The organism is Sporosarcina sp. resist, from assembly GCF_014302295.1.
Lineage (GTDB): Bacteria > Bacillota > Bacilli > Bacillales_A > Planococcaceae > Sporosarcina > Sporosarcina psychrophila.
The window spans coordinates 2,752,838-2,773,708 of record NZ_CP060287.1 but is presented as its reverse complement, the minus strand read 5'-3'; the positions used below and the strand labels follow the sequence as shown (position 1 = coordinate 2,773,708).

General features: G+C 38.8%; 29 protein-coding genes. 23 read left to right on the top strand and 6 right to left on the bottom strand.

The genetic code is table 11. The features are described 5' to 3' along the window. Positions 1–132: 132 nt before the first annotated feature. The gene (locus H7992_RS13540) at positions 133–1,308 is read right to left on the bottom strand and encodes a hypothetical protein (protein WP_187044934.1); all 1,176 of its coding nucleotides are present in this window, start codon (positions 1,306–1,308) and stop codon (positions 133–135) included. A 195-nt stretch (positions 1,309–1,503) separates the two neighbouring features. Between H7992_RS13540 and H7992_RS13535 the strand changes: the two genes are divergently transcribed. The 19 genes from H7992_RS13535 (at position 1,504) to H7992_RS13450 (ending at position 13,863) form a co-directional block, all read left to right on the top strand. Beyond that, positions 1,504–2,259: a terminase small subunit gene (locus tag H7992_RS13535; protein ID WP_187044933.1), complete on the top strand. Its 756-nt coding sequence runs from the start codon at positions 1,504–1,506 to the stop codon at positions 2,257–2,259. Positions 2,260–2,343: 84 nt separating this feature from the next. Further along, on the top strand, positions 2,344–2,481 hold the full coding sequence (locus H7992_RS13530; RefSeq protein WP_187044932.1) for a hypothetical protein: 138 nt from the start codon (positions 2,344–2,346) through the stop codon (positions 2,479–2,481). A 105-nt stretch (positions 2,482–2,586) separates the two neighbouring features. Continuing rightward, on the top strand, positions 2,587–3,942 hold the full coding sequence (locus H7992_RS25100) for a PBSX family phage terminase large subunit (RefSeq protein ID WP_187044931.1): 1,356 nt from the start codon (positions 2,587–2,589) through the stop codon (positions 3,940–3,942). A 1-nt stretch (position 3,943) separates the two neighbouring features. Continuing rightward, a complete protein-coding gene (locus H7992_RS13520; protein ID WP_255428697.1) occupies positions 3,944–4,249 on the top strand; it encodes a DUF2577 domain-containing protein in 306 nt (101 codons plus the stop codon). Between the two features lie 5 nt (positions 4,250–4,254). Further along, the gene (locus tag H7992_RS13515; RefSeq protein ID WP_187044929.1) at positions 4,255–4,665 is read left to right on the top strand and encodes a DUF2634 domain-containing protein; all 411 of its coding nucleotides are present in this window, start codon (positions 4,255–4,257) and stop codon (positions 4,663–4,665) included. Beyond that, the gene (locus H7992_RS13510) at positions 4,666–5,721 is read left to right on the top strand and encodes a baseplate J/gp47 family protein (RefSeq protein ID WP_187044928.1); all 1,056 of its coding nucleotides are present in this window, start codon (positions 4,666–4,668) and stop codon (positions 5,719–5,721) included. Further along, a complete protein-coding gene (locus H7992_RS13505) occupies positions 5,714–5,902 on the top strand; it encodes a hypothetical protein (protein WP_187044927.1) in 189 nt (62 codons plus the stop codon). Before H7992_RS13510 ends, H7992_RS13505 begins: the two co-directional genes overlap by 8 nt. 36 nt (positions 5,903–5,938) lie before the next feature. Next, positions 5,939–6,367 (top strand): hypothetical protein, encoded by a 429-nt coding sequence (locus tag H7992_RS13500; protein ID WP_187044926.1) that lies wholly within the window; start codon positions 5,939–5,941, stop codon positions 6,365–6,367. Positions 6,368–6,379: 12 nt separating this feature from the next. Next, the gene (locus tag H7992_RS13495; RefSeq protein WP_187044925.1) at positions 6,380–6,685 is read left to right on the top strand and encodes a hypothetical protein; all 306 of its coding nucleotides are present in this window, start codon (positions 6,380–6,382) and stop codon (positions 6,683–6,685) included. Next, positions 6,682–7,311 carry a hypothetical protein gene (locus H7992_RS13490; RefSeq protein ID WP_187044924.1) on the top strand — a complete coding sequence of 210 codons (630 nt, stop codon included), beginning with the start codon at positions 6,682–6,684 and terminating at the stop codon, positions 7,309–7,311. The genes H7992_RS13495 and H7992_RS13490 overlap by 4 nt, the downstream gene beginning before the upstream one ends. 1 nt (position 7,312) lies before the next feature. Next, positions 7,313–9,694 (top strand): Ig-like domain-containing protein, encoded by a 2,382-nt coding sequence (locus H7992_RS13485; protein ID WP_187044923.1) that lies wholly within the window; start codon positions 7,313–7,315, stop codon positions 9,692–9,694. Then, positions 9,691–9,879 (top strand): hypothetical protein, encoded by a 189-nt coding sequence (locus tag H7992_RS13480; protein WP_187044922.1) that lies wholly within the window; start codon positions 9,691–9,693, stop codon positions 9,877–9,879. The genes H7992_RS13485 and H7992_RS13480 overlap by 4 nt, the downstream gene beginning before the upstream one ends. Beyond that, positions 9,876–10,010 carry a CD1375 family protein gene (locus tag H7992_RS24755; protein WP_370569878.1) on the top strand — a complete coding sequence of 45 codons (135 nt, stop codon included), beginning with the start codon at positions 9,876–9,878 and terminating at the stop codon, positions 10,008–10,010. Before H7992_RS13480 ends, H7992_RS24755 begins: the two co-directional genes overlap by 4 nt. Before the next feature lie 173 nt (positions 10,011–10,183). Next, on the top strand, positions 10,184–11,119 hold the full coding sequence (locus H7992_RS13475; RefSeq protein ID WP_187044921.1) for a hypothetical protein: 936 nt from the start codon (positions 10,184–10,186) through the stop codon (positions 11,117–11,119). A 180-nt stretch (positions 11,120–11,299) separates the two neighbouring features. Next, positions 11,300–11,722: a selenium binding protein gene (locus H7992_RS13470; RefSeq protein ID WP_187044920.1), complete on the top strand. Its 423-nt coding sequence runs from the start codon at positions 11,300–11,302 to the stop codon at positions 11,720–11,722. A gap of 79 nt (positions 11,723–11,801) precedes the next feature. Then, positions 11,802–12,215 carry a phage holin family protein gene (locus H7992_RS13465; RefSeq protein ID WP_187044919.1) on the top strand — a complete coding sequence of 138 codons (414 nt, stop codon included), beginning with the start codon at positions 11,802–11,804 and terminating at the stop codon, positions 12,213–12,215. Between the two features lies 1 nt (position 12,216). Continuing rightward, positions 12,217–12,954: a peptidoglycan recognition protein family protein gene (locus H7992_RS13460; RefSeq protein WP_255428440.1), complete on the top strand. Its 738-nt coding sequence runs from the start codon at positions 12,217–12,219 to the stop codon at positions 12,952–12,954. A 140-nt stretch (positions 12,955–13,094) separates the two neighbouring features. Beyond that, positions 13,095–13,502, top strand: a complete 408-nt coding sequence (locus H7992_RS13455; RefSeq protein WP_187044918.1) for a DUF1259 domain-containing protein — start codon at positions 13,095–13,097, stop codon at positions 13,500–13,502. A 169-nt stretch (positions 13,503–13,671) separates the two neighbouring features. Then, positions 13,672–13,863: a hypothetical protein gene (locus H7992_RS13450; RefSeq protein WP_187044917.1), complete on the top strand. Its 192-nt coding sequence runs from the start codon at positions 13,672–13,674 to the stop codon at positions 13,861–13,863. Positions 13,864–14,075: 212 nt separating this feature from the next. On the opposite strand, the gene H7992_RS13445 is transcribed toward H7992_RS13450, so the two are convergent. Both H7992_RS13445 and H7992_RS13440 read right to left on the bottom strand, forming a co-directional pair. Then, positions 14,076–14,969: a manganese catalase family protein gene (locus H7992_RS13445; RefSeq protein ID WP_187044916.1), complete on the bottom strand. Its 894-nt coding sequence runs from the start codon at positions 14,967–14,969 to the stop codon at positions 14,076–14,078. Between the two features lie 33 nt (positions 14,970–15,002). Continuing rightward, a complete protein-coding gene (locus tag H7992_RS13440) occupies positions 15,003–15,224 on the bottom strand; it encodes a YuzF family protein (protein ID WP_187044915.1) in 222 nt (73 codons plus the stop codon). Positions 15,225–15,427: 203 nt separating this feature from the next. On the opposite strand from H7992_RS13440, the gene H7992_RS13435 reads away from it, so the two are divergent. From H7992_RS13435 to H7992_RS13420, 4 genes are all read left to right on the top strand, one after another. Continuing rightward, positions 15,428–16,075 (top strand): DUF2238 domain-containing protein, encoded by a 648-nt coding sequence (locus tag H7992_RS13435; protein WP_187047897.1) that lies wholly within the window; start codon positions 15,428–15,430, stop codon positions 16,073–16,075. Positions 16,076–16,645: 570 nt separating this feature from the next. Continuing rightward, the gene (locus tag H7992_RS13430; protein ID WP_187044914.1) at positions 16,646–17,083 is read left to right on the top strand and encodes a hypothetical protein; all 438 of its coding nucleotides are present in this window, start codon (positions 16,646–16,648) and stop codon (positions 17,081–17,083) included. A 607-nt stretch (positions 17,084–17,690) separates the two neighbouring features. Then, complete coding sequence (locus tag H7992_RS13425; RefSeq protein WP_187044913.1) at positions 17,691–17,984, top strand: antibiotic biosynthesis monooxygenase family protein; 294 nt, start codon at positions 17,691–17,693, stop codon at positions 17,982–17,984. Positions 17,985–18,970: 986 nt separating this feature from the next. Continuing rightward, on the top strand, positions 18,971–19,609 hold the full coding sequence (locus H7992_RS13420) for a FusB/FusC family EF-G-binding protein (RefSeq protein ID WP_187047896.1): 639 nt from the start codon (positions 18,971–18,973) through the stop codon (positions 19,607–19,609). 204 nt (positions 19,610–19,813) lie between these two features. Here H7992_RS13420 and H7992_RS13415 read toward each other — a convergent pair whose 3' ends face one another. The 3 genes from H7992_RS13415 to H7992_RS13405 all read right to left on the bottom strand — a co-directional run bounded on the left by H7992_RS13415 (position 19,814) and on the right by H7992_RS13405 (position 20,810). Then, positions 19,814–20,008, bottom strand: coding sequence for a DUF3243 family protein (locus H7992_RS13415; RefSeq protein WP_187044912.1), 195 nt, complete (start codon positions 20,006–20,008; stop codon positions 19,814–19,816). 77 nt (positions 20,009–20,085) lie between these two features. Further along, the gene (locus H7992_RS13410; protein ID WP_187044911.1) at positions 20,086–20,496 is read right to left on the bottom strand and encodes a hypothetical protein; all 411 of its coding nucleotides are present in this window, start codon (positions 20,494–20,496) and stop codon (positions 20,086–20,088) included. Next, positions 20,490–20,810 (bottom strand): Ku protein, encoded by a 321-nt coding sequence (locus tag H7992_RS13405; RefSeq protein ID WP_187044910.1) that lies wholly within the window; start codon positions 20,808–20,810, stop codon positions 20,490–20,492. Before H7992_RS13405 ends, H7992_RS13410 begins: the two co-directional genes overlap by 7 nt. Positions 20,811–20,871: the final 61 nt, after the last annotated feature.

Sequence of the window (20,871 nt, the reverse complement as noted above, 5' to 3'; positions counted from 1 at the left end):
CATCCTGTATGAAGGATGCTTTTTCTATGTATAAGTGGATAGTACAAAGCAATCACTAGATAAGAACGTATTTACCTACAAACTAAAAAAGAATCCCGGTTTAAAGGAGATTCTTTTCCGATTACATTTTATTTATTGCTCTACAGTACTACTTATTTTCACCAATTTTTCCCCTTGTTCTAAAAGTGTTTCATAATCATTGTTCACTTTAATTTCTTTTATTTTACTTTCTATTATAGAAGTATCATTTATTTTAAAGTATGTGTTTAACACTTCGTATTGTGTCTTTCCTTGTTTAGTTAAACTATCTTCAATATCTTCTTTCCATGAAATATTTGCTTTATCCATGCCTAATTCAAGAGCAGAGCCGGTCTCATATCGCATACTCCGTTCTAAAAATCTTGGAGATTCTGCCTGTCCATTAGCGATGAAGTTGAAAGCTTCCATAAAAGTAACATGATAAGGTTCTTGTTTCTTTGCAAGTACCATAAGATTTCCACCAGTTAACTTACTATAGCGATACTCTAAGTATCGTGCAGAACCTTCCATCGCTTCTGCTTTTGTTTCTCCGATTAGTTGTGGCCATTTTTTATAGCGATAATTACGAACAATTGTCCAATCATGTAGAACTTGTTTGATGGTTTCTGGATTAGTATCAATCATTATCTTATCTAATAACTTAAATTCTAATCCCATTAACGCGTAATTTTCTTTATTTATAGGATAATCGTGAATAGACTCTTCACCATTTGCATCATATGTCCAATCTTTTTGTTTATAAGCATGAAAAGACTCATGTAATAAAAAAGAAGAAAAATCAAAATATAAAGCTGGATTACTAAACATTTTAGGATGATACTTTAAGTAAAATACATCTGTATCTTTTATATTTATTGTCCCGAAATTCCAAGGTATCCAGGTAGAAATAGTTGCGAAATCAAAACGATTTAAGCGATATACCTTAGGCAAATGCAAGGAATTTGGGACACTTATTTCTTTTGCAAATATATTGTTTTCTACCCCTTTTACATTAACTGCATAAGCTTCTTTTCGAAAGATCCCATTTTCATTATTGTTACGTATAAGAATTAACGGTTTTTTTTCAAAATGATAATCTTCATTCCAAAGTTTGTCACTAGACTCTTCGAAGTTCTTATATATCGTTGCTAATTCCTTTAACATGCTTTGATCAGTTTCATTTAAAGATTCAAACCTTGTATGATAAGTTTTATTCATAATTATGCTTATCAATATTATCCCTATAAATATCACTAATAAAATTAAACTTACTTTTAAAGATTTTTTCATTGTATACTCCTTTTTCAAAACTACAAACCTTATGAATGAAGTTTATGTTTATTAATAGTTTTCTGCTTCCAACAAAATATTATACCCAATAAGAAAAAATAAAGCACTTCGGGGTGCTTTTCTCTAGGCGATAGAATGTAGCTACCTTGATGAACTGATACGAAAATAATATTCGGAGGTGGACGGTGATGTGAAATGTCTAACTGGGAAAAAATTCAGAAAGAGTGGGAAATAACAAAAATAACGCTTGCTGCATTAGCTGAAAAGCATGATGTAAAACTCGGAACGTTGAAGAGTAGGAAAAGTCGTGAAGCTTGGGTAAGAGGTCCATCTGAGAAGGATGCAACCATTTCTAAAAGGATGCAACCGAAAGAAGCCATTGTGGAGTCGGATGATTTAACCGATAAGCAGAGGCTTTTTTGTATTTACTACATTAAGTATTTTAATGCGACTAAGGCGTATCAGAAGGCTTATGAGTGCGACTACATGACAGCGCAGTCGATAGCCTACAGGGTGATGGGGAATGATGGAGTGAAAGCGGAAATTCGGAGGTTGAAAGAACACCGATTGAATGAAGCTTACTTCGATAAATACGATGTGCTTCAAAAGTATAAAGACATTGCATTCGCTGACATCGGTGACTACGTTAAATCGGATGATGGTTATCTTGTTTCGCTTAAGTCGTTAGAAGAAGTTGATACTTCGATAGTAAGTGAGATTAGTAATACAGAGAACGGCCCGAAGTTGAAGCTTGCTGACAAAATGAAGGCTTTGGAGATGTTGGCGAAGTTCACTGACCTTCTATCTGACAACGATAAAAAACGGTTGCAGGAAGAGAAGTTGAAAGTAGATATTACAAGAACTAAAGCTGAAATTGAGAAACTGTCCGGTGGTAACGATGAAGGTCCGATTGAAATTATCATCAAGCGACGAGAGAAAACAAAGGGCTAAAGAAATACGGTTTCTACGTCTAATGAATACTTTTTAAGAAGCGGGAAACATTAACGAGAGTAGATGCAGAATGGAGGGATTAGGATGAAGCAAAAACATGCTTTTGCGCTTATGTCTGTTATTTTATCAGCAGGCTTTTTGTTCGGCTGTAACGGTGTCGATGAAGATGAGCCAGATCCAACTGAAGAACCTTCAGAGCAGCGCGAAGATAATAGTCAATAAATTCTCTCTACTAAAGCAGGATTCATGTAAAAACATCGTTCAGTTTTGAACGGTGTTTTTATTTGTTTTTATAAATTCGATCAAGTTAGATATGGAGGTTAGCTTGTGCATATTAAAGAAGTTAATCCTCATTTCGACGACTTTTTATTCGATTGGGAACAAAAGTTTCAGTTCCTGGTTGGTGGCTATGGTTCATCGAAAAGCTATCACGTTGCTCTGAAGCTCATCCTAAAACTATTGAGTGAGAAACAGACAGCATTAGTCGTGCGTGAAGTCTATGACACTCGCAGGGATTCAACGTTTTCCTTATTAGAGGAAATCATCAACGAATTGGTATTGGACCATAAAATACGTTGCGTTTCTTCTCCGATGCAAATACGCTTCCCGAATGGGAGCAAGATCATATTTAAAGCGATGGATAAGCCACAAAAGCTAAAGTCGATTCACAACGTGTCACTCATATGGCTGGAAGAGTGTTCGGAGATTAAGTATGAGGGCTTCAAGGAATTGCTAGGACGGTTGCGGCACCCATCCCTAAGGCTTCATATGATTCTATCAACAAACCCTGTCGGTGAGGATAACTGGACGTTCCTGCACTTTTTCAAGGATGACCGAAACAAGCGGTTAGTTTTGGACGACCAAGATCTATATGCGAAACGAACAGTCATTGTAAAAGAAACTTTTTACCATCATTCTACAGCCGACGATAACTTATTCCTTCCTGCCAGATACATTGAGCAGCTAGAAGAAATGAAAGAATATGATCCTGACCTTCACCGTATTGCTCGGGAAGGTCGTTTTGGCGTTAATGGTAAACGTGTTCTACCACAGTTTGAAGAGTGGTCACACGAAGCTGTAATGAATGCCGTCAAATCTATTCGTAAACCGATTGAACGTGTAGGGATGGACTTTGGATTTGAAGATTCCTATAACGCAGTTGTTCGAATGCAGAATACTCGTAAAATGTATGTACTGTACGATGATTTTGGCGCGATTGCGTTGCAAAATATTGAATCAATGAGATTGAATCTACTGGTTGATGCGGAGTCAGGCGAAAGTTTTGATTATACTTCATCGATTGATTCGAGTACGTACAATAAAATCAAGCTATCTTACGAAAACAAGAAGTCAGGCAAACGTGAAATCTACATTGCGCAAGACAGCAGAACAATAAATGAATGGGGAGTTCTGCAGTTTTTCGAGACAATCCAAGAAGGTGTGAATGGCAAGGCTAAAGCCGACGCTTTGCTTTCTTTGTACAATCAAAAGTCACGCAAATTGAGCGTTAAACGCGCATTTGGTGCCCCCCGAGTACGTGCCGGAAGTAGTTTAGGTGTTGGACTTTATTTAGGTGATATTACTGTAGCGAATTACATGGTGGTAGAGACCGCGAAGCACACATTTAACGAGAGTGATCATTATATGGATTTGAGATTGATTGGCGGTGAATTCATTGCGTAATATGGGTGACATCGTGAAGTCGATTAAGAAATCAAGCAAAGACACATCAGTCGCGATGGATCCGGTGCAAGTAATATTCGGCGAAGTAACGAGTGTTTCTCCATTGAAAATACTGATTGAGCAGCTTTTGGAGTTGGATGAAGATTTCTTTATTTTAACCAGGTCTGTTCGTGATTATGAAATAGATATGACGGTGGATTCAGTACGAAAAGAATACACTATCCACAACGGTTTAGTAGTGGGTGATAAAGTAAAGTTGTTGCGCGTGCAAGGTGGTCAGCAGTATGTCGTGTTTGATAAGGAGTGATGCACATGATACCGCAAGTTAATGGTGACAACGATGATTTAGAAATAGAGTTCGAGGAAGAAATACAAACCTCCAAAACGAACAAGTTAGACCTAGTACGCAAACGTGTAATCGGTTATACAGATGGTCTTGAAGCGATTGAGCAAGCCATCTATAAAGCTATTGGCACAGAGCGCTACGATCATCGAATTTACACTTGGAATTATGGTGCCGAAATTGCGAAGTTGTTCGGGCAACCAATACCATACGTATATAGCGAACTGAAACGACTCATAACCGAAGAGTTAACACACGATGATCGTATCGATGTTGTTGATGCTTTTTTGTTTTCGAATAATAAAAACAAGGTCTCTGTTAGTTTTACAGCACACACAGTCGCAGGGAATATCGAGATACAGACGGAGGTGGCCGTGTAAATGTTTGAACACATCACCCAAGAACAACTACTCGATGATGCGCTTAATCGAGTGAAAACAGACGTGGACAAGCGAGAAGGTGCGATCGTCTACGATTCTTTATCACCTTCATCAACCCAAGCAAAAGAGTTATATATCGCCATGGATGGCATGATTGTTGAAATGTATGGGGATACAGCTTCACGTGAGTTTCTCATAAAGTTAAGTTTAGACCGTGGCATAAGCCCGTATCTAGCTACTAAAGCAATATTAAAAGGTGAGTTTAACATCGATGTACCAATCGGTTCACGGTTTAGTTTAGATGATTTGAATTACATTGCGACCGAACGCATTAGCTTTGGTGTATTCAAGGTACAATGCGAAACGTCTGGATATCTTGGGAATTACGGTTTCGGAACACTTATCCCAATCGAATACATCGACGGCTTGACGAGTGCTATACTGACTGAATTGCTCATACCGGGTGAGGATGATGAAGATACAGAAGACCTCAGAAAACGCTATTTGGATAGTTTTGACGCACTCGCTTTTGGTGGGAATCGGAAAGATTACAAAGAAAAAGTACACGAACTACAGGGTGTTAGTGGCGTCAAGGTTTATCGTGCTTGGCAGGGGGGTAGCACTGTCAAATTGGTTATCATGGATTCGCAATTTAAACCACCATCGGCAGCGTTAATTGATGCACTACAGACCGCTATTGATCCAATGGTAAATCAAGGTGAAGGATTAGGCATTGCGCCAATCGGACATGTGGTGTCAATTTTCGGCGTACAAGAATTTCGGGTAGACATCACGCTCAATGTCACGTTCGAAAGTGGTTATTCATGGCCTGATGTCGAGATATCCATACAGGAGTTAGTTGACGCATACTTCCTAGAACTGAAACGAGGTTGGGAAGATTCAACGCAAACCACTATTCGGATTATCCAGTTGGAGACGCGTATTTTAGAAGTTGAGGGCGTGTTGGATATTCAAAACACCTTACTCAATAACGTGGCAGAAAACCTAGTTCTAGATGCTGATTCGATTCCTGACAGAGGTGAGATTATTGGATAGTTTAAATCGTGAAATCGACTTATATCCGATGCTTCCACCGACGGTTAATGACTTTGAAGAATTTAAAGAGATTACAAAATCGCAAAGTGCTGAATTGAATCGAATTCGTATCCATCTGATCGGCATATTTAAAGATCGGTTCGTTCTCGATGCCACTGAACATGGTGTCCGACGTTGGTAGAAGATGCTGAAGCTGCGGCGAAGAAGTACGGATACGTTGGAAGAACGTAAATTCCGTATCTTGGCCAAGATGAATAACAATTTGCCATATACCTTTAGAGCGTTGATTCAGCGCTTAAATGCACTGTGCGGAGAAGGAACTTATCAAGTCTTTTTAGATGCAAACGCTTATGAATTACAGTTTGAATTTTTTGAGCGAATTGCAGACGTGAAGTTATTGAAGGACACGATGGAAGAAATGATTCCAGTGAATCTAGCATTGGATTATAACTATGTCATCCGAGTGCCAGGGATTATTATCATTCCGAAATCTCATTTTTATCCGGTCTTGTATCCTATTTGTGGTTTAACAATATCCACGAACAACGAAAAAGGGATGCCGGGTAAGGTATCCGGAGAAGGTACTTTAAAAGGTCATGTATACGATGTGCCCTACGTCGCAAGCGATATGTCAGTAACTTATTAGAGAGGTGAGAGTATGCAAGCCCACGAACGATTAATTACTATATTACGTAGCGCCATCCTTTCGAATGTGAGAAAGGGGCGTTTTTTAATTGGTGGAGTCGAAAGAGACTTTGACGTTTTCGGTACTGAAATCTTAGGGAATATCATCCGCGTTAAATTTTATTTGGATGAATTCGAAGGGCCAGTAACCCACGCATCCCTGCTCGATCATGATTACGTGATGCTAGTAAGTGGGAATGTGAATTTCAGTAAGGAAGATGATGGATTTATGTATGTGTTTGATGTTCCAGTTATTTCAGGAGAGGTGGTGAAACCGTGAATAGCGACCCATATACATTAATCGAGTTTTTAGATCACATTTTAAAAATCGATGCGGACGGTGAATTCATTCCAAAGCGCGATGAAAACGGCAATGTGATTATTAATAAAATCACAGAACGTCCGGAATTAGTCGCGGAGCAAGAAGGTACACGTCTGAATGCACGTAACATGAATCACTTGGATTCTTGGCTTTATATAGCCCACCAGCGCTTAGACAGCCACGACAACGACATCATGCGCATGAAAGTGCAGATGGAATTGGACGGTCGAGCGCCAGGCAACAGCGGTACTTTTGCGGATGCATTCGACGGTGAGCCAAACAAGCTAATCCGTCAAACTGCAATTGCCGTACTGACAGCGCCACGTGCGGCAGGAACAACTGTACTAAACGTGGACACGACAGACGGATTCAAGCCGTTCACGCAAGTAACCATATACGACGGCACAAACAGCGAAGACGTACTAATCACAGATGTCACAGCGTCTACGATTACGGTACAGCCGTTGGTCAATGATTACGTTAAAGGTGCGCGGATTGCACGAAGTAACGCTAGGATTGCGGCTGGACAAATGACAGCAGGCGACTGGGGTACTTACAGTGTTGCCATGATGGAGGTGGTATGAGATGGCACTATATTATTACAATAAATACAACACTGTAGTCGGTTCTTGGAACGAACCTCCAGTATCTAGTACCGCAAATGAAACTGTTTCACACGCTGGTTTTGCAAGCTTCTACAGTTATGCCACGTGGAACCCAATTTCAAAAACATGGACTTATTCAACGCTATGGGGAGATAATTATATTAGTGCAGGAAAGGTCGGATATCAAGACAGAGGAAGTGAATTCCGCAGGTATACGGCGTTAGAAAGTAGTCAGTCAGACACTAAATCCGCTAGTTGCAGAAGAGAGATATACTATTCGACCGACGCCACTCCTAACTACTCCAATGGGGGAAGTTTACTACAATCTAATATAGTAGCCGAGAAAGGCACGTACCCTGTAAATGGTCGCCACACTGACGGCAATTGGTACATCCGAGGCGCGGCAGTAAACACTGCCCCAACGATACCCGGCACATTCACGCAACCAACCGGCACGCTTGAAATAGGGGGTTCCAAAGTTGTTTCATGGGTAGCGTCAACCGATGCAGAAAACAACCTATCGAAATACGTCCTTGAAGCGTCGTTAAACGGCGGAGCGTTTGCGGTCATTGCACAGCCGGCTTCACCGACGTACACATATATCGTACCAACAGCAACGTCCGTTAAGTTTAGGGTTAAGGCGGTTGATGCCGGCGGATTAGAATCAGCTTATAGAGATAGCGCGTTGGTTACGATAACGAAGCCAATGTACTACTGGAGTAAGTACAACATAACCAAAAGAATCCAAGTTGATTATCCCGGTTGGGGAAACGTCTTTATGCCTTACAACAGCGAGATGCGTCCTGCCATCTATGTAAATCCAACAACGTTAGCAATAATTTTGACGGGGAATTCTGAATACGTACAGGAAGGTTCTTGGCTTAGGAAAGATTGGTACGTAACTGTATCGGGCACAATTGTGCGATTGGATTCTGCCGGAAGCACTGTCCAAGCAGGAGGATACACGACTTCCGCGAGTAAACCGACAGCTAGAGAGGTCGAAGAGCGCGGAGCGTTAAATCAATCCAATATCACAGCCGTAGAAGGTACGTACCCAACAGATGGCAAGCATACGGACGGTTTTTGGTACGTACGAGGTAGTCGGGTCTCCCAAAGTATCGCGCCACCAGCAGGATTTACGTCACCTGCACCGCAAACGTCGCTACCGCCTAAACAATCTTTGACCCTTACATTTGGTGCATCTACGGCTCCAAGCATAAGCACTTACGAGCTCGAGCATCGGTACAATGAGGGCGCATGGACGCCTGTTGGTACCCATTCAAACACACTAACCCGTCCGTTTACCGTCACAGAGAACAAGGGGCTTACGAAAGTCGAGTTTAGGGTACGTGCGAAAAACACAAGCAACGTCTATTCGGATTACGTCTACTCAGAGTCGTTTATAATCGAGCACAACAAGATTCCAACCGTGACGTTAAATACGCCAAACAACGAGACTCTATACGAAAACGATACCTTCAAAATTGACGGTTCAGCGCTTGATGCTGACATTGGTGACATCGTAAACGTCTATTACCGACTCAATGGCGGTACATCCCGAGCGATTGCGACAGGCATTTCAAAAGGTGTATCTATACCATTTAATGAACAGCTGACGTTCAAAGGTGGAAAGCTATACGAAGGCGAAATAGGAATTACCGACGCACTCGCTGAAGGTCCTGCACATCGGCTAGAAGTGTGGTCAGAGGATAACCAGGGCGGTAAATCGACAATTGCTGAACGCACATTTTACGTCGTACCTAACCGTGCCCCTGCATTAACAGTCGATCCGTTTACTGACCAATCAGGCATGATTGACAACGACACCATCAAGTTTTCAGGCGTATCTAGCGACCCTGACGGCAACGATGTAATAGTTAAATATCGTGTGAACGAACAAGCAGCAGTACAAATTCATTCAGGTCCAGCAGGTCCGTGGTCGTTTGATGTCTCACTGAAATCCTTGAAAGACGGCGAAAACATAATAGTTGTCGAAGTCACAGACACGTACAATTTCAAGTCATCAAAAACCATCAAACTGAATAAAACAGAAAACCTAACGCCTTTAGAGCATTCCGTCCAACGGTACAAAATCGTATCTCCAAGCGGATCTGCACAAAGCATTGTATTGTGGATTCAAAGGGATGCTGACCAAGAGGTTAAGGCTGGAATCTCCATGACAATCGGTACAGAGCAGGAGCAATTCGTCCCATTTACACTTGATAGCACAGTGCTGATGGGTGAGGGGGTCGAAGACTATTTCAAATACCGAGCCGAGGCACCTGCAGAACATATCGCATTAAAACTATCGTGGACAGGCGATAAACCAATCACGTATATATCGGGGGCGTTATTACAATGAATGTACCAATGGTAAAGAAACGATTGCCAGACGGAACGTTTGGTCCGTTAGAACCTGCATTTCCTGAAATGGTAGGGGAAATTGATGAAACAACATTACTCATGTTGAATGCAATCGTTGGAATGCAGGAACAGATCGATGCATTGAAAACAGAAATCGAGACAACGAAAGGGGGTGGCGAATGATGGTATTTCCATACATGATTCCGGTTTATGGGTTACTGGTTAAAGCAGCTGCAAGAGAAATTGATAAGTTACCTGAGCAATATCAAGTTCCGGTTGCGGAGTATTTGGCGGGACAGGTTGAAGTGAAGTAATTAGTGGATTCATTTCTATAGGCGCTATAGAGATTCTTGACGATAGTGGGCTTGGTTTTGGTTGACAGCGAGTGAATCAGGTGTCCTTGGTTTTATTGAACATAATAGCAGTCAAACACATATTTTTTCCAATCTTCAATGTAATGATACAATTATCTATAGAGGTGAGGAAAATGGGGAGAAAGATGCCATTTGCATATTATGAAAAAGAGAAAAGGGAAATATCAGTTGATGAAGCCAGAGAAAAACTAATTACTAAGTCACTATCTTGTATTACCGAATCTTGTCGAGTGCCGATTATTTATATAGGTCCGAGTGAACGTAATTACAGTAATAGAGTTTCACGAGTCAAAGACTATTTTAAGTTGAAAACTAACAAAAAACCACACGCCGATAATTGTAAGTACAATACTAAAGGTCAATTAAAAATTTTCGCGCGAGATTCTGAAGGAGTTCTAACTAGCTTAGAAAATGGTGAGTTTAACTTTAGGTTAAATTTAATTACCTCCTCTTTAAAAAGTGAGAAAACAAAATGCTTTACGGATGAAGATGCTTCTATCCAAGGACTAGCTAACCCATCGACTAAGAAATATGAAAGTAAAGGTAAGATTGATCCCTATCTTTCAACAATGCATAAAATATTAAAGCTACGTTCTGAGATAGAGAGTAACAGTGAATTGATTGACTTAGTAAATCTCAGCTTCGGAGGACAGAATATTTCCTGGGGGAATTTTTATTATCCCGAGGAACATTATAAAAAATGCTATAACTATGTAGTGAAGAAAAAAGCGGTTCATCCGATTTGTCTGGAAGGAATTATCGATGGAATAAAGGAACCGTCCGATAAGTTTCCGTTTTATTCTGTGTCGCTTACTAAACCGCGAGTAGATAATATAGACAAAGATGGTATAAAAAGAATACCTTCTGTTTCTATCACCTTGTATAATGAATCGACAATAAAGTATATTCAATCCGAAATGGCAAAAGGAAAAGAAAATATCGCTTTTTATTCTGAGTTGAAAGTAAAATCTAACCATTATGGTTTGGAAGTGGAATACCTAAATATTATCGGCTCTATTAACCACAAGCAGCAGGTTCATATTTTTTGACCGTTGTGAATGCTTGTCTACCCGCTATTAATCGTCATCGACTCGATTTGGTATCGAGCATCAAGAATTGATGGGGGCTTTGCCAACGAATACGGCATAGAAGGACCATAATGTGTCGCAGGTAAAATGAAGGATTCCTTCCTCTTTTGTCGAATGGTGATGAAAGGGGAGGGGAAATGTATGTACGAAAACTATTCAAGACAAGCTTTACCTAGTAAAGAATATCGAGCATTATTAGGAAGTGCTGTTTGTGTTTTTAACTCAAACAATTCTTTTATTATCGAAAATATACTTAGTCATGATGATAATAATAAATACAGTTGGTACAATTTAATTGATGGACCTTCTGGTGAACTTGCTTTATCGATAAAAGAGACTATAACCAAAAAATCAGGCACAAAAATAGCCTCGTTATTTAATGAGGTTGTCGGAATGAGAAATAGGATTATCCATAGTTTCCAGGTTACCTACAAGGATGAACAAGTTTTAGCGACAAAAAAGAAAAATGGTGAACAATCTATTATTACAGAAGTATATTTATATGATTTTATCGAGAAGAATGAAGCGCTCTCTATATTGCTTAATGATTTTAGAGGGGATTAACATATTGGAAAATTAAGTAGAGAACGTCCACCCGGGCGTTCTTTTTCTTTACCTAAAAATAAAAAACAGGAGTGATAAAATGGAATATCTAAAATTTATCCCTGCATTTTTTGCAGGATTATTAACGTTAATGTTTGGTGAGTGGAGCGCTTTGCTAACTATTCTAGTAGCATTAGTCGCCATTGATTTTGTGACAGGTATGACAGCTGCATCTCTTGATGGTGGATTAAAAAGCAAAATCGGAATGATTGGCATAGCGCGGAAAGTTTTCATTTTTGCGATGGTTGCCGTGGCTCATTTAATTGATTTGCTTCTTGTGGAAAGCGGCTTTGAATCCACAGAGTTGGTTATGACGATGGTAATCGTATTTTACGCAGTTAATGAGATCTTGAGCATTACGGAAAATGCCGGACGGATTGGTTTACCGGTTCCAGAACAAATTAAGAATGCGATCGAGATTTTAAAAGGTGGCTCTAAAAAGGACGTGAAATAAAGTGACAGTAACACTTAATTACGAAGTAAAGCACATTAACAAAAACAAGTTTAGCCGTCCTGGTTACAAACTGTTACATGTGAAGGCTTTGGTAATCCACTACACGGCTAACAATGGCGGTACAGCCGATAACCATTTCAACTACTTTAATCACCTTAGAGACTGCTATGCTTCAGCTCACATCTTTGTGGATCGTAGCAAAGCGCTTGAGATCATACCGTTGAACGAGGTTGCTTTTCATGCAAACGAACGGGAAAAAGGACCGTTGATTCCATCATTAAAAGCAACAGCACCGTATTATCCAGGAGGCAACGCAAACTTGAATAGCATCGGTATCGAAATGTGTATGGAAAAGGACGGCACGATTCATCCGGATACAATCGCGCGAACATTATTGGTATTGCAGAAGTTGCAGAAGCAATTTGGAGTCTGGCCGATATATCGACACTACGACGTGACGGGTAAAAAGTGTCCGGCCCCATTTGTCGCAAACGAAAAGCTGTGGACTAAGTTCTTGGCAGACATGAAAAAGGAGGATGACGAATTGAAATTTTCAAGCCCAACTGTACGTAAATCGTTTGAAAAGCTTTTAGAATCCAAAGCTACACAAGAAATCGTAATCAATGCAGGTATCGAAGCTGGAGCGTTTAACGAATCATGGCGTACAAAATGGGAGAATAAAGAGCTTGCGGCAGGTGACATCGTAGGTCTAGCTGTTTTGTTTGCTACAAAAAAATAAGATTAAAGTGAAAAGCGGCTCCTCCACAGATTATATTGTGGATGGGCCGCTTTTTCTCTTTCGACAAAATACAGATATCTTTTTTGGTGAAGAAATATTTTTTCACTAGACGGTTTGTCCAATCAATGGGGGGTACTAAAATGAGTTTGGAATCAAGAAGAGACTTATGTAGAGAATTTGCACGAATCCTTGGCGGAAGTAGTAGTATTGTTAATGGAGTTTGTCTTGTTCAAAAATTTAGAGATATTCCATTTACGATTCTTGGGAGGAGAACGAATTCGCCATTAGTGAATCCACAATTTTTCACTTTTGAAGATTTGGACAGTCGTGGAAATGCACTAAATCTTGGGGAAACAGTTCTTTTACAAGAGGAAGTTAATCCATTACTTACAGAATTGAGGGAGAGAGATATAATTGTAACCGCTGTGCATAATCATTGGTTGTTTGAGCAACCACGGGCAATGTATATGCACTTTGAATCTGTCGAACCACCGCTTGAATTTGCAAGGAAAGTTCGCGAAGCATTTAGAGTACTAAAAAAATGTTAAGTTAAAGATAAGAACGTTCTCATCAGAGCGTTCTTTTGGTTAAGTAAGGCTTAAGTAAAAGGCGGCCCCTCCACAGATTAGATTGTGGAGCCGCTTTTTTTTTTTGCCCATTCAGAATCATGACTGTTGAATACATTGATTGTAGATGTAAAGAAAAAGGAGAGAATAAATGGATCCGCGTTTAGCAGAACTTCTTCAGAAGACAAGTTTATACGGTACATTGGCGAAATACTATGAACATATAGATCCAAAATGGCATATGTACTTTTACGAATTACACTTTAAATATGAAAATCAACTTATTCAACATTACTGGATGCTTCGAAAACAAAATCCAAATATGGATAACGAATATTCTTAAGCATTTTTAATTTATGCGGATGTATTGGGATTAGCGGTTAAGTATACTGTTGGGGTAAATAAGTAAATGCGTCGTTACAGATTCGCGAGCGCTTGGAATTTTGATTTGGGATAGGTAAGAATTATATAAGATGCTCTTGGCCACTTCACCAACGTAGATATGTCCGCCTTTATCCCATGGCCAAGAATCCATTTTAAATGAACAATTTTTGGTTACATATCTGACAACAATCGCCGAGCAATTTGCTCATATTCATCTCTGCCGATACCGGGTGCAAACTCTTCAGGAATATCTTCAAAATCAGGAATTGCATAGCCTTTTGGCAAGCCTTCTTTTACAATAAGCTTTTCACCACTACTTGGATTGGTCCCTTTCCAAATCTGGCGTATGTCCTTATATTCTCCATCATCATTCCAAGTAAATAATACATTACCGTACCCTAGATCTTCATATTTTCTTGCAGTATCAAAGACACGATTATCTAAATTAGGTATCGGGAGCATCTTTGTCAAATCAGTGCCAGTGGCCATTTCTATTGCTTTTGCATAGGCGAGTATATGTGTACCTCCCCGAACGAGCAAATAACCAATCATTTCTCTAGCTGTTGGATGGTCTGTCATTTCATATACTCGCATTTTATGGGTTCTTGCTCCGCATTCAAGAAAGAAGTTATGCAATAGGTCAAGTACTAGATTTCCGCTGGAAAACACATAGTCTCCTCGCCATGGATTGCCCATTGAGTCTCCAGGCATCGATGTTTGCGCTGTCGCTATGAAGGCATACGTATTCCGTTTGTTTATAGCGTCTTGTAAAGGTGTTAAGTTAGGATCTGCAGTAAAAGAAGAACCTTTGCCCACTATATTTATCGTGTTAGAAACCAGTTCTACGTGGCCGAACTCCTCAGCAGTAATACTTGCAACTAAATCATAGAAGGGTTTGAGCTTGCCTTTCTGCCTAAAATTAAATGATTGGTACATATAGTTATTAAGTGTCGACATTTCTCCAAACTTTCCACCCAACAGTTCCTGAACCGCAGAAGCTGCGTTAGCATCCCCGTATTCAGGGATTGGAAGATCAATTGGTAATTTGTTTACACGTTTGATCAATTGATTCACTCCCTTCAATTGAATTTTTGGAAATCATGAAAGTGTAACCCATATGATTTCCTGTATTCGAACGTAAAATGGCGTGTTGCTCACTTCAATTACAACATGATCAGGCATGACTGTTAGTAGTGAACCTTGTAATGGATTTCTCGTCGTTTGAATAACAACATTTTTTAACTTGAAGCTTAGTAAGGTTTGATAGAAGTAGGGGTCAAATACACTTACCATTTTGACTTCTGATTGTTGTCCGTTCATGCTTTTCCCACCTTTCTTCAGAATCTACCTAATGTATGGGGGGAAGCGGAACTTTATGAATACGAGAATCTGTTTGCATCACTATTAGTAAAGAAGATTCAAGAGATGGAGAATCGATTTTCGTAGAGAAAGAGCAGGTCACTACGAAAATGTATATACCCTTCTGTTTTTACGCAAACTGTTGAGCGGAGGGAGTGATAATACTGGTTTTAGATAAGGGTACAAAAGTTAATTATTTTTTACTTATAGTTGTAACAATCGTTTTTATATGGTCAGTCTATAAACCGGCAAAATTTTTAACTTGGGTGACAGAGGTTAGCCCTGCCGTTGTCGTATTGATAATTGTCATTGCGACTTACAATAAGTTTCGACTCACTTCTCTCTTTTATTTCATCATTACCATATTATCAATTCTTACGTTTATCGGCGGTCATTACACATACGAAGAGGTTCCCCTTTTTAATTGGATAAAAGACGAATTTCATTTGAATCGCAATCATTATGATCGATTTGGGCATTTCCTGAAAGGTTTAGGTGTGCTTGTGGTAAGAGAACTATTGATACGTCAAACTCCATTAACCAAAGGTCCTTGGTTGTTTGGCATCGCAACCAGTATTATGCTTGCCATTGCGGCGTTGTTCGAAATCATCGAATGGTTGAGTACAAAATTACCAAATGCAGGAGAAGGTACTAAAGACTTTTTAGGTATGCAAGGCGATGTGTGGGATGCGCAATGGGATATGTCGTTGGCCTTAATTGGTTCTATCCTGTCTTTACTCATTTTTTCAAAACTGCATAACAAGCTGTTAAAAAAACTAAATCGTCTTGGTACGGTACCAAAAAAATCATAAATCATAAAACATTCACAATTTTTTATGGAGATGAAGGGATATTCGATTTGATGATTTCAGATAAACATAGGTGTTTTAAAAAAGAAAGTAATAATGCATCAATATATAATATTTAAGCAGCATCTCTCGCGAGGTGCTTTTTTATTAGCTTGCAAACTGCACGAAACGACATATCCGATTATGAAAGGCCACTTTTTTAAATTGTCGAATTCAAGAGGTATTAATATTGATAGAGTCGAATAATAGAAGAAGAGTGTCTATTTCCATTTTTTTCTGTTGGTTGGGCGCAATTTTTTTCGGCTTCTTGAGTTTTTTACTCAATTCAAGATTAACAGGAGAAATACACTCCTGTCTTGGCTCCAGTTCCGAATCTTTCCATTGCTAAGATGCGAGTTCTACAATTTCGAAAAAGTGCTTTGGAAATACAATTAAAGGTTATAATCCACCTCTCATGCCTACGCATTAAAATCCCCTATGGGAGATACTGCAGCTAGAATTTCGGCAGCCATAATTGTAGAAGTTATTGAACTTTTAGCACCAGTATAAAAACATAAATAGTCAGGAGTAAATATGGATAATATAAAAATATTAGAGAATAGAATTAAGCATATTGAAGAAGAAATTAAGCAAATTGATAGGCTTGATAGAGCAACGTATGAATTGACACAAAAACTAGATAAAGTAATGAAACTATTGATTAGAATAGTTGAGATGAACGAACATATTGATAAAAATGATTTAGACTATCTATTTTTAAAATTAGATATCGATGCTACAAAGTATCATGAATTACCTTTATTAATCAGTAAAACAGAAAGAATGTATAGAAAAACTGGTGATTTTCCAAGTTTTACAGAATTTCATGATCATTTAATTGATACACTATCTCTTGTTGAAGAAGATAAGAAAAATATCCCAATTGAAGTTACTGAAAACCTATTAGAAAAATTCATGAATAATGAAGATAACCTCTTTCCAGTATGCAAAAAAATTCTTTTAACAAAATAATCTAACTGAGTACATTCATCTTAAAGAAAAAGCGGCTCCTCCACAGATTATATTGTGGGTGGGCCGCTTTTTTTATTCGCCATTGTAAACACCAAAATATAACCTTATGATAAAAGTTGGAAATAAATTATTGAGAGTAGCAGGTTAGTGCATAAAAGTCCTATAAGGAGTTGATATTTTTGGTTGACAAAGAAACGCAGATTTAGAGAGAGAGGTTACATCTTAGATGAAAAAAACTTTGATGATTATGAGCTTGGTAAAAAGTACATAGTACATACATTGCTACAATTAGCTGGTACCGGACTATATTAGTAGTTTTTAGCAATCGGGTGCATTAGCTGAACAACAGAAGATTGTCTATTGACGGTCTTTTTATTTGTCCAGTTGTCCGTGTGGAGGTTAATTAAGACTGAAGAAAAAGCGGAACCTCCACAGAATTAATTGTGGTAGGCCGTTTTTTTTGTTTGTCGAATTAAAGAGGTATTCGTATTAATAAGGACGAATAAAGTACAATGCTCTGTTCTTCTTCAACTAACGGGACAGGTTAGTTGAACAAAAAGTCACTAAAAAAGTAGTAATGTTATACTTTTGAAAAGGGGGAAATTAAATGATATTGGAAGCTGTTATGCTACAAGTTAAGGAAGATATGGAAGCAGAATATGAAGAAGCATTTCGTGGGGCATCAGAAATTATTTCTTCAATGAAAGGGTACATATCTCACGAATTACAGCGTTGTATGGAAGTTAAGAGGAAATATTTACTACTAGTGCAGTGGGACACATTAGAAGACCATACAATTGGATTTAGACAATCCAACGAGTATCAAGAGTGGAAAAAGAAATTACATAAATTTTATGACCCATTTCCAACAGTTGAACATTTTGAGAAGGTTAAACTTTAATAGTTGTTGTCGAACTAACGAGTGCGCGACAAGTTCTGTTATAAGCGCTTTTTAGCGTGAAAATACAGGAGATTTATAAAAATAAATTTCAACTTTACAACGGAGGATAGGAATAATGGAGCCATGTTTCCTGAAACTATCCCATCAATACTCCTGCATGCGTCCTGATTGACTGGTCATGGGGTGTGAAGCACAGGTAGATTCGGTTGAAATAGGCTGAAGCCATCCTTATGGAAAAGGTATGCCGAAGGATAGACAGCATAGCTGAAAACAGCCCCAAGTCTAGCGATAGGTAATAATTATTTTTCAGCCGTGCATTGCACCGGTCGGGTAAGAACGCGGGAACATCATCTCATAGTAGAATGATGCCACAGTGCAAGCTCTTCGATGAAGAGTAACTTGAAACTTATAATGACTAAAACCATCGCTAGATGGAACGCGGAATGACGGGAAACTGTCACGTTCCGTGCGGAGTAGGGGAAAAGCTGGAGATAACATCAAATGCTTACCTATTGCCAACTTTAGTTCAACAACAGCAGATCGTCTGGTGACGGTCTTTTTTATTTGTCCAGTTGTCTGTGAAAAGGTTAAATAAGTACTAAGCAAAAGCGACCCGTCCACAGATTAATATGAGTAGTCCGCTTTTTTTATTTATTTGATCTCGCTTGTTAAAACCATTAGTAAAGAGGTTTACAATAATAGATTTTTTTTGTATTATTGTGTACAAAAGAATTAAGTCGATTAGATCATAAATACTTTAGGGGGGTGATGTACACATGGTGAATAAGAAGTTATTACCAGATTCTGAAGCGACTCATGCAAAGCCGAGTATTAGAAAGGCGATACTTTGCGTGGGTAGAATTTTAGTTTAAACGCCCAAAAGAATTTATTCCATTTCTAAATTTTCGGCTTTGCACCTTATCTTCATTTTAAAACAAAATAAGGAGCTGGCAGAATTGGAAATTAAACAAGTAAGCACGACACATATAGACCTGTTTATTAGAAATGATCAATACAATTTTATAAAAGCTCAAACAAAAAACCTCGTTAACGGACACTCGACAAGTAGAGATGTAGACGTTATTAACGCGCTTAAATCCATAGCAATTGAAAGAGTATTCGGGTTGTTCATAGATTTGAAAGAAGAACAAAGAAGGTTACTTGCTGGAATTATTGATATTGAGAATAAAGAGGCAGCCGAGCAATATCTATTGCAACTCAAACCGTACGTTATCCCTTTCAAAGAGGTAACGGTACAGAGTATTAAAAAGTTATTCCCGAAAGCAAAAAAGTTAATGTTACCTATAGAGGACATTGATTTGAAAGAGACCTCATACTTATGTTGGGATGAGAAGGGGTCGAATAAAAGATTTATCATTGCCCCTCAACAAGATAAGATTATAGGAATACAAGGAACATTTGGGAATTTAAACAAAACAGGAATTTGTTCAATCTGCTATCAACATAGCGAAGTAGGTTTATTTATGACGGAATTGAAAGGGCCTACAATTGGTACGTATAGTAGAAAAGGAAATTATATTTGCCGGGATAGTCAAAAATGTAATTGCAATTTAATTACGCTAGAGAAATTAAACAAGTTCATACTCAATTTACAGAGCTTATAGTAGTAAACCTAAACCAAAGGCGCAACAGAATGAGTAAAAAACAACCTGATCGCCAAGGCGAGAATCTAAGGCCCTTTGACTGATTGATTGGTGAGAAAAGAAATAGAACAAAACAATAGCGACCAGTCCACAGATTGTGGATAGGTCGCTTTTTTGTTTAATTACAGTCTCATCTATTTAATACAAGCAGGTACTACGTTTCTATTATACTTTCCGTAACATTTCTAATAGGGCTTTTGCAAGCATATGTTGTTCATCTTTAGATCCGGATTCCAATAGATCCGTTAACATTTTCAATTCCCTATTGCTGGGATCTCCGTTTGCTAATCTCGTAGTTTTAGCACCCTTTTCATCACTTAACCCCATATTATCTCCTAACTCAACTCTCTCTATAAGCATGTAGATTAACACTCCCTTGATATTGTATAAACATAATAAATATTTGGTGTAAAAAGGCGAATTACGGAGCGACAGAATCATTTAATTTTCACTATCTGCGGTAACCTTAACTTACCTCCGCTCGTCCAACCTCTAGCTTTTACTTTAACTAAAAATGGAGGAATCCCTAACAGCAGTTTTTCTCTAATTTCCTTAGTAAATCCAATCGCAACGCTACCTAAATATTCGCCCTCTACGCTTTGTAACTGTACAGTAAGTGGCCCAAGTGAAACCTTCGAAACAACCACATCATGGTAACTCCAATTAATAATTTTTCTCCAATCATCTGAACGCGTGCCAGGGATGTAAGTGCTTCCTATTCGCTTGGCAACGACGCCCTCCATTTTGTTTTCTTTTATAACATCAAATAGTTGCTCTCCTTCAGTTGCCACATAGGAAACTAAATTAATATAGGGAGAATCAATTTCAGATATTACTTCAGTTAACAACTCTTTTCTTTCTTCGATAGGCCAGTGCGCTGGTCAACTGTAGACCTAACTTCATCCGGAAAGTGTAACGTCTCCAACACTAAATGGTTGTCCAGCACACGGACTGCTGCAAGCCTTTCTTTAGAACGTATCGTTATCTTTGCAATGCCAATCTTTTTCGACTTGGCCAACGACTCACGAAGCAGTGCATATGCTTTCGAACCATTGCTGTCTGCAGCTAAATAATACGTCTTGTCAAAATAGACTGGATCAATTTCTTTCAGTTTCACGAACTCCACGATTTCAACTGTTTTTTCTTCTATATCACTCTTCATATTTAGTGGGTTCAAATTCTGCTGTTAGTTGTTCGATTAAAGACAGCGCAATTTCCTTTTC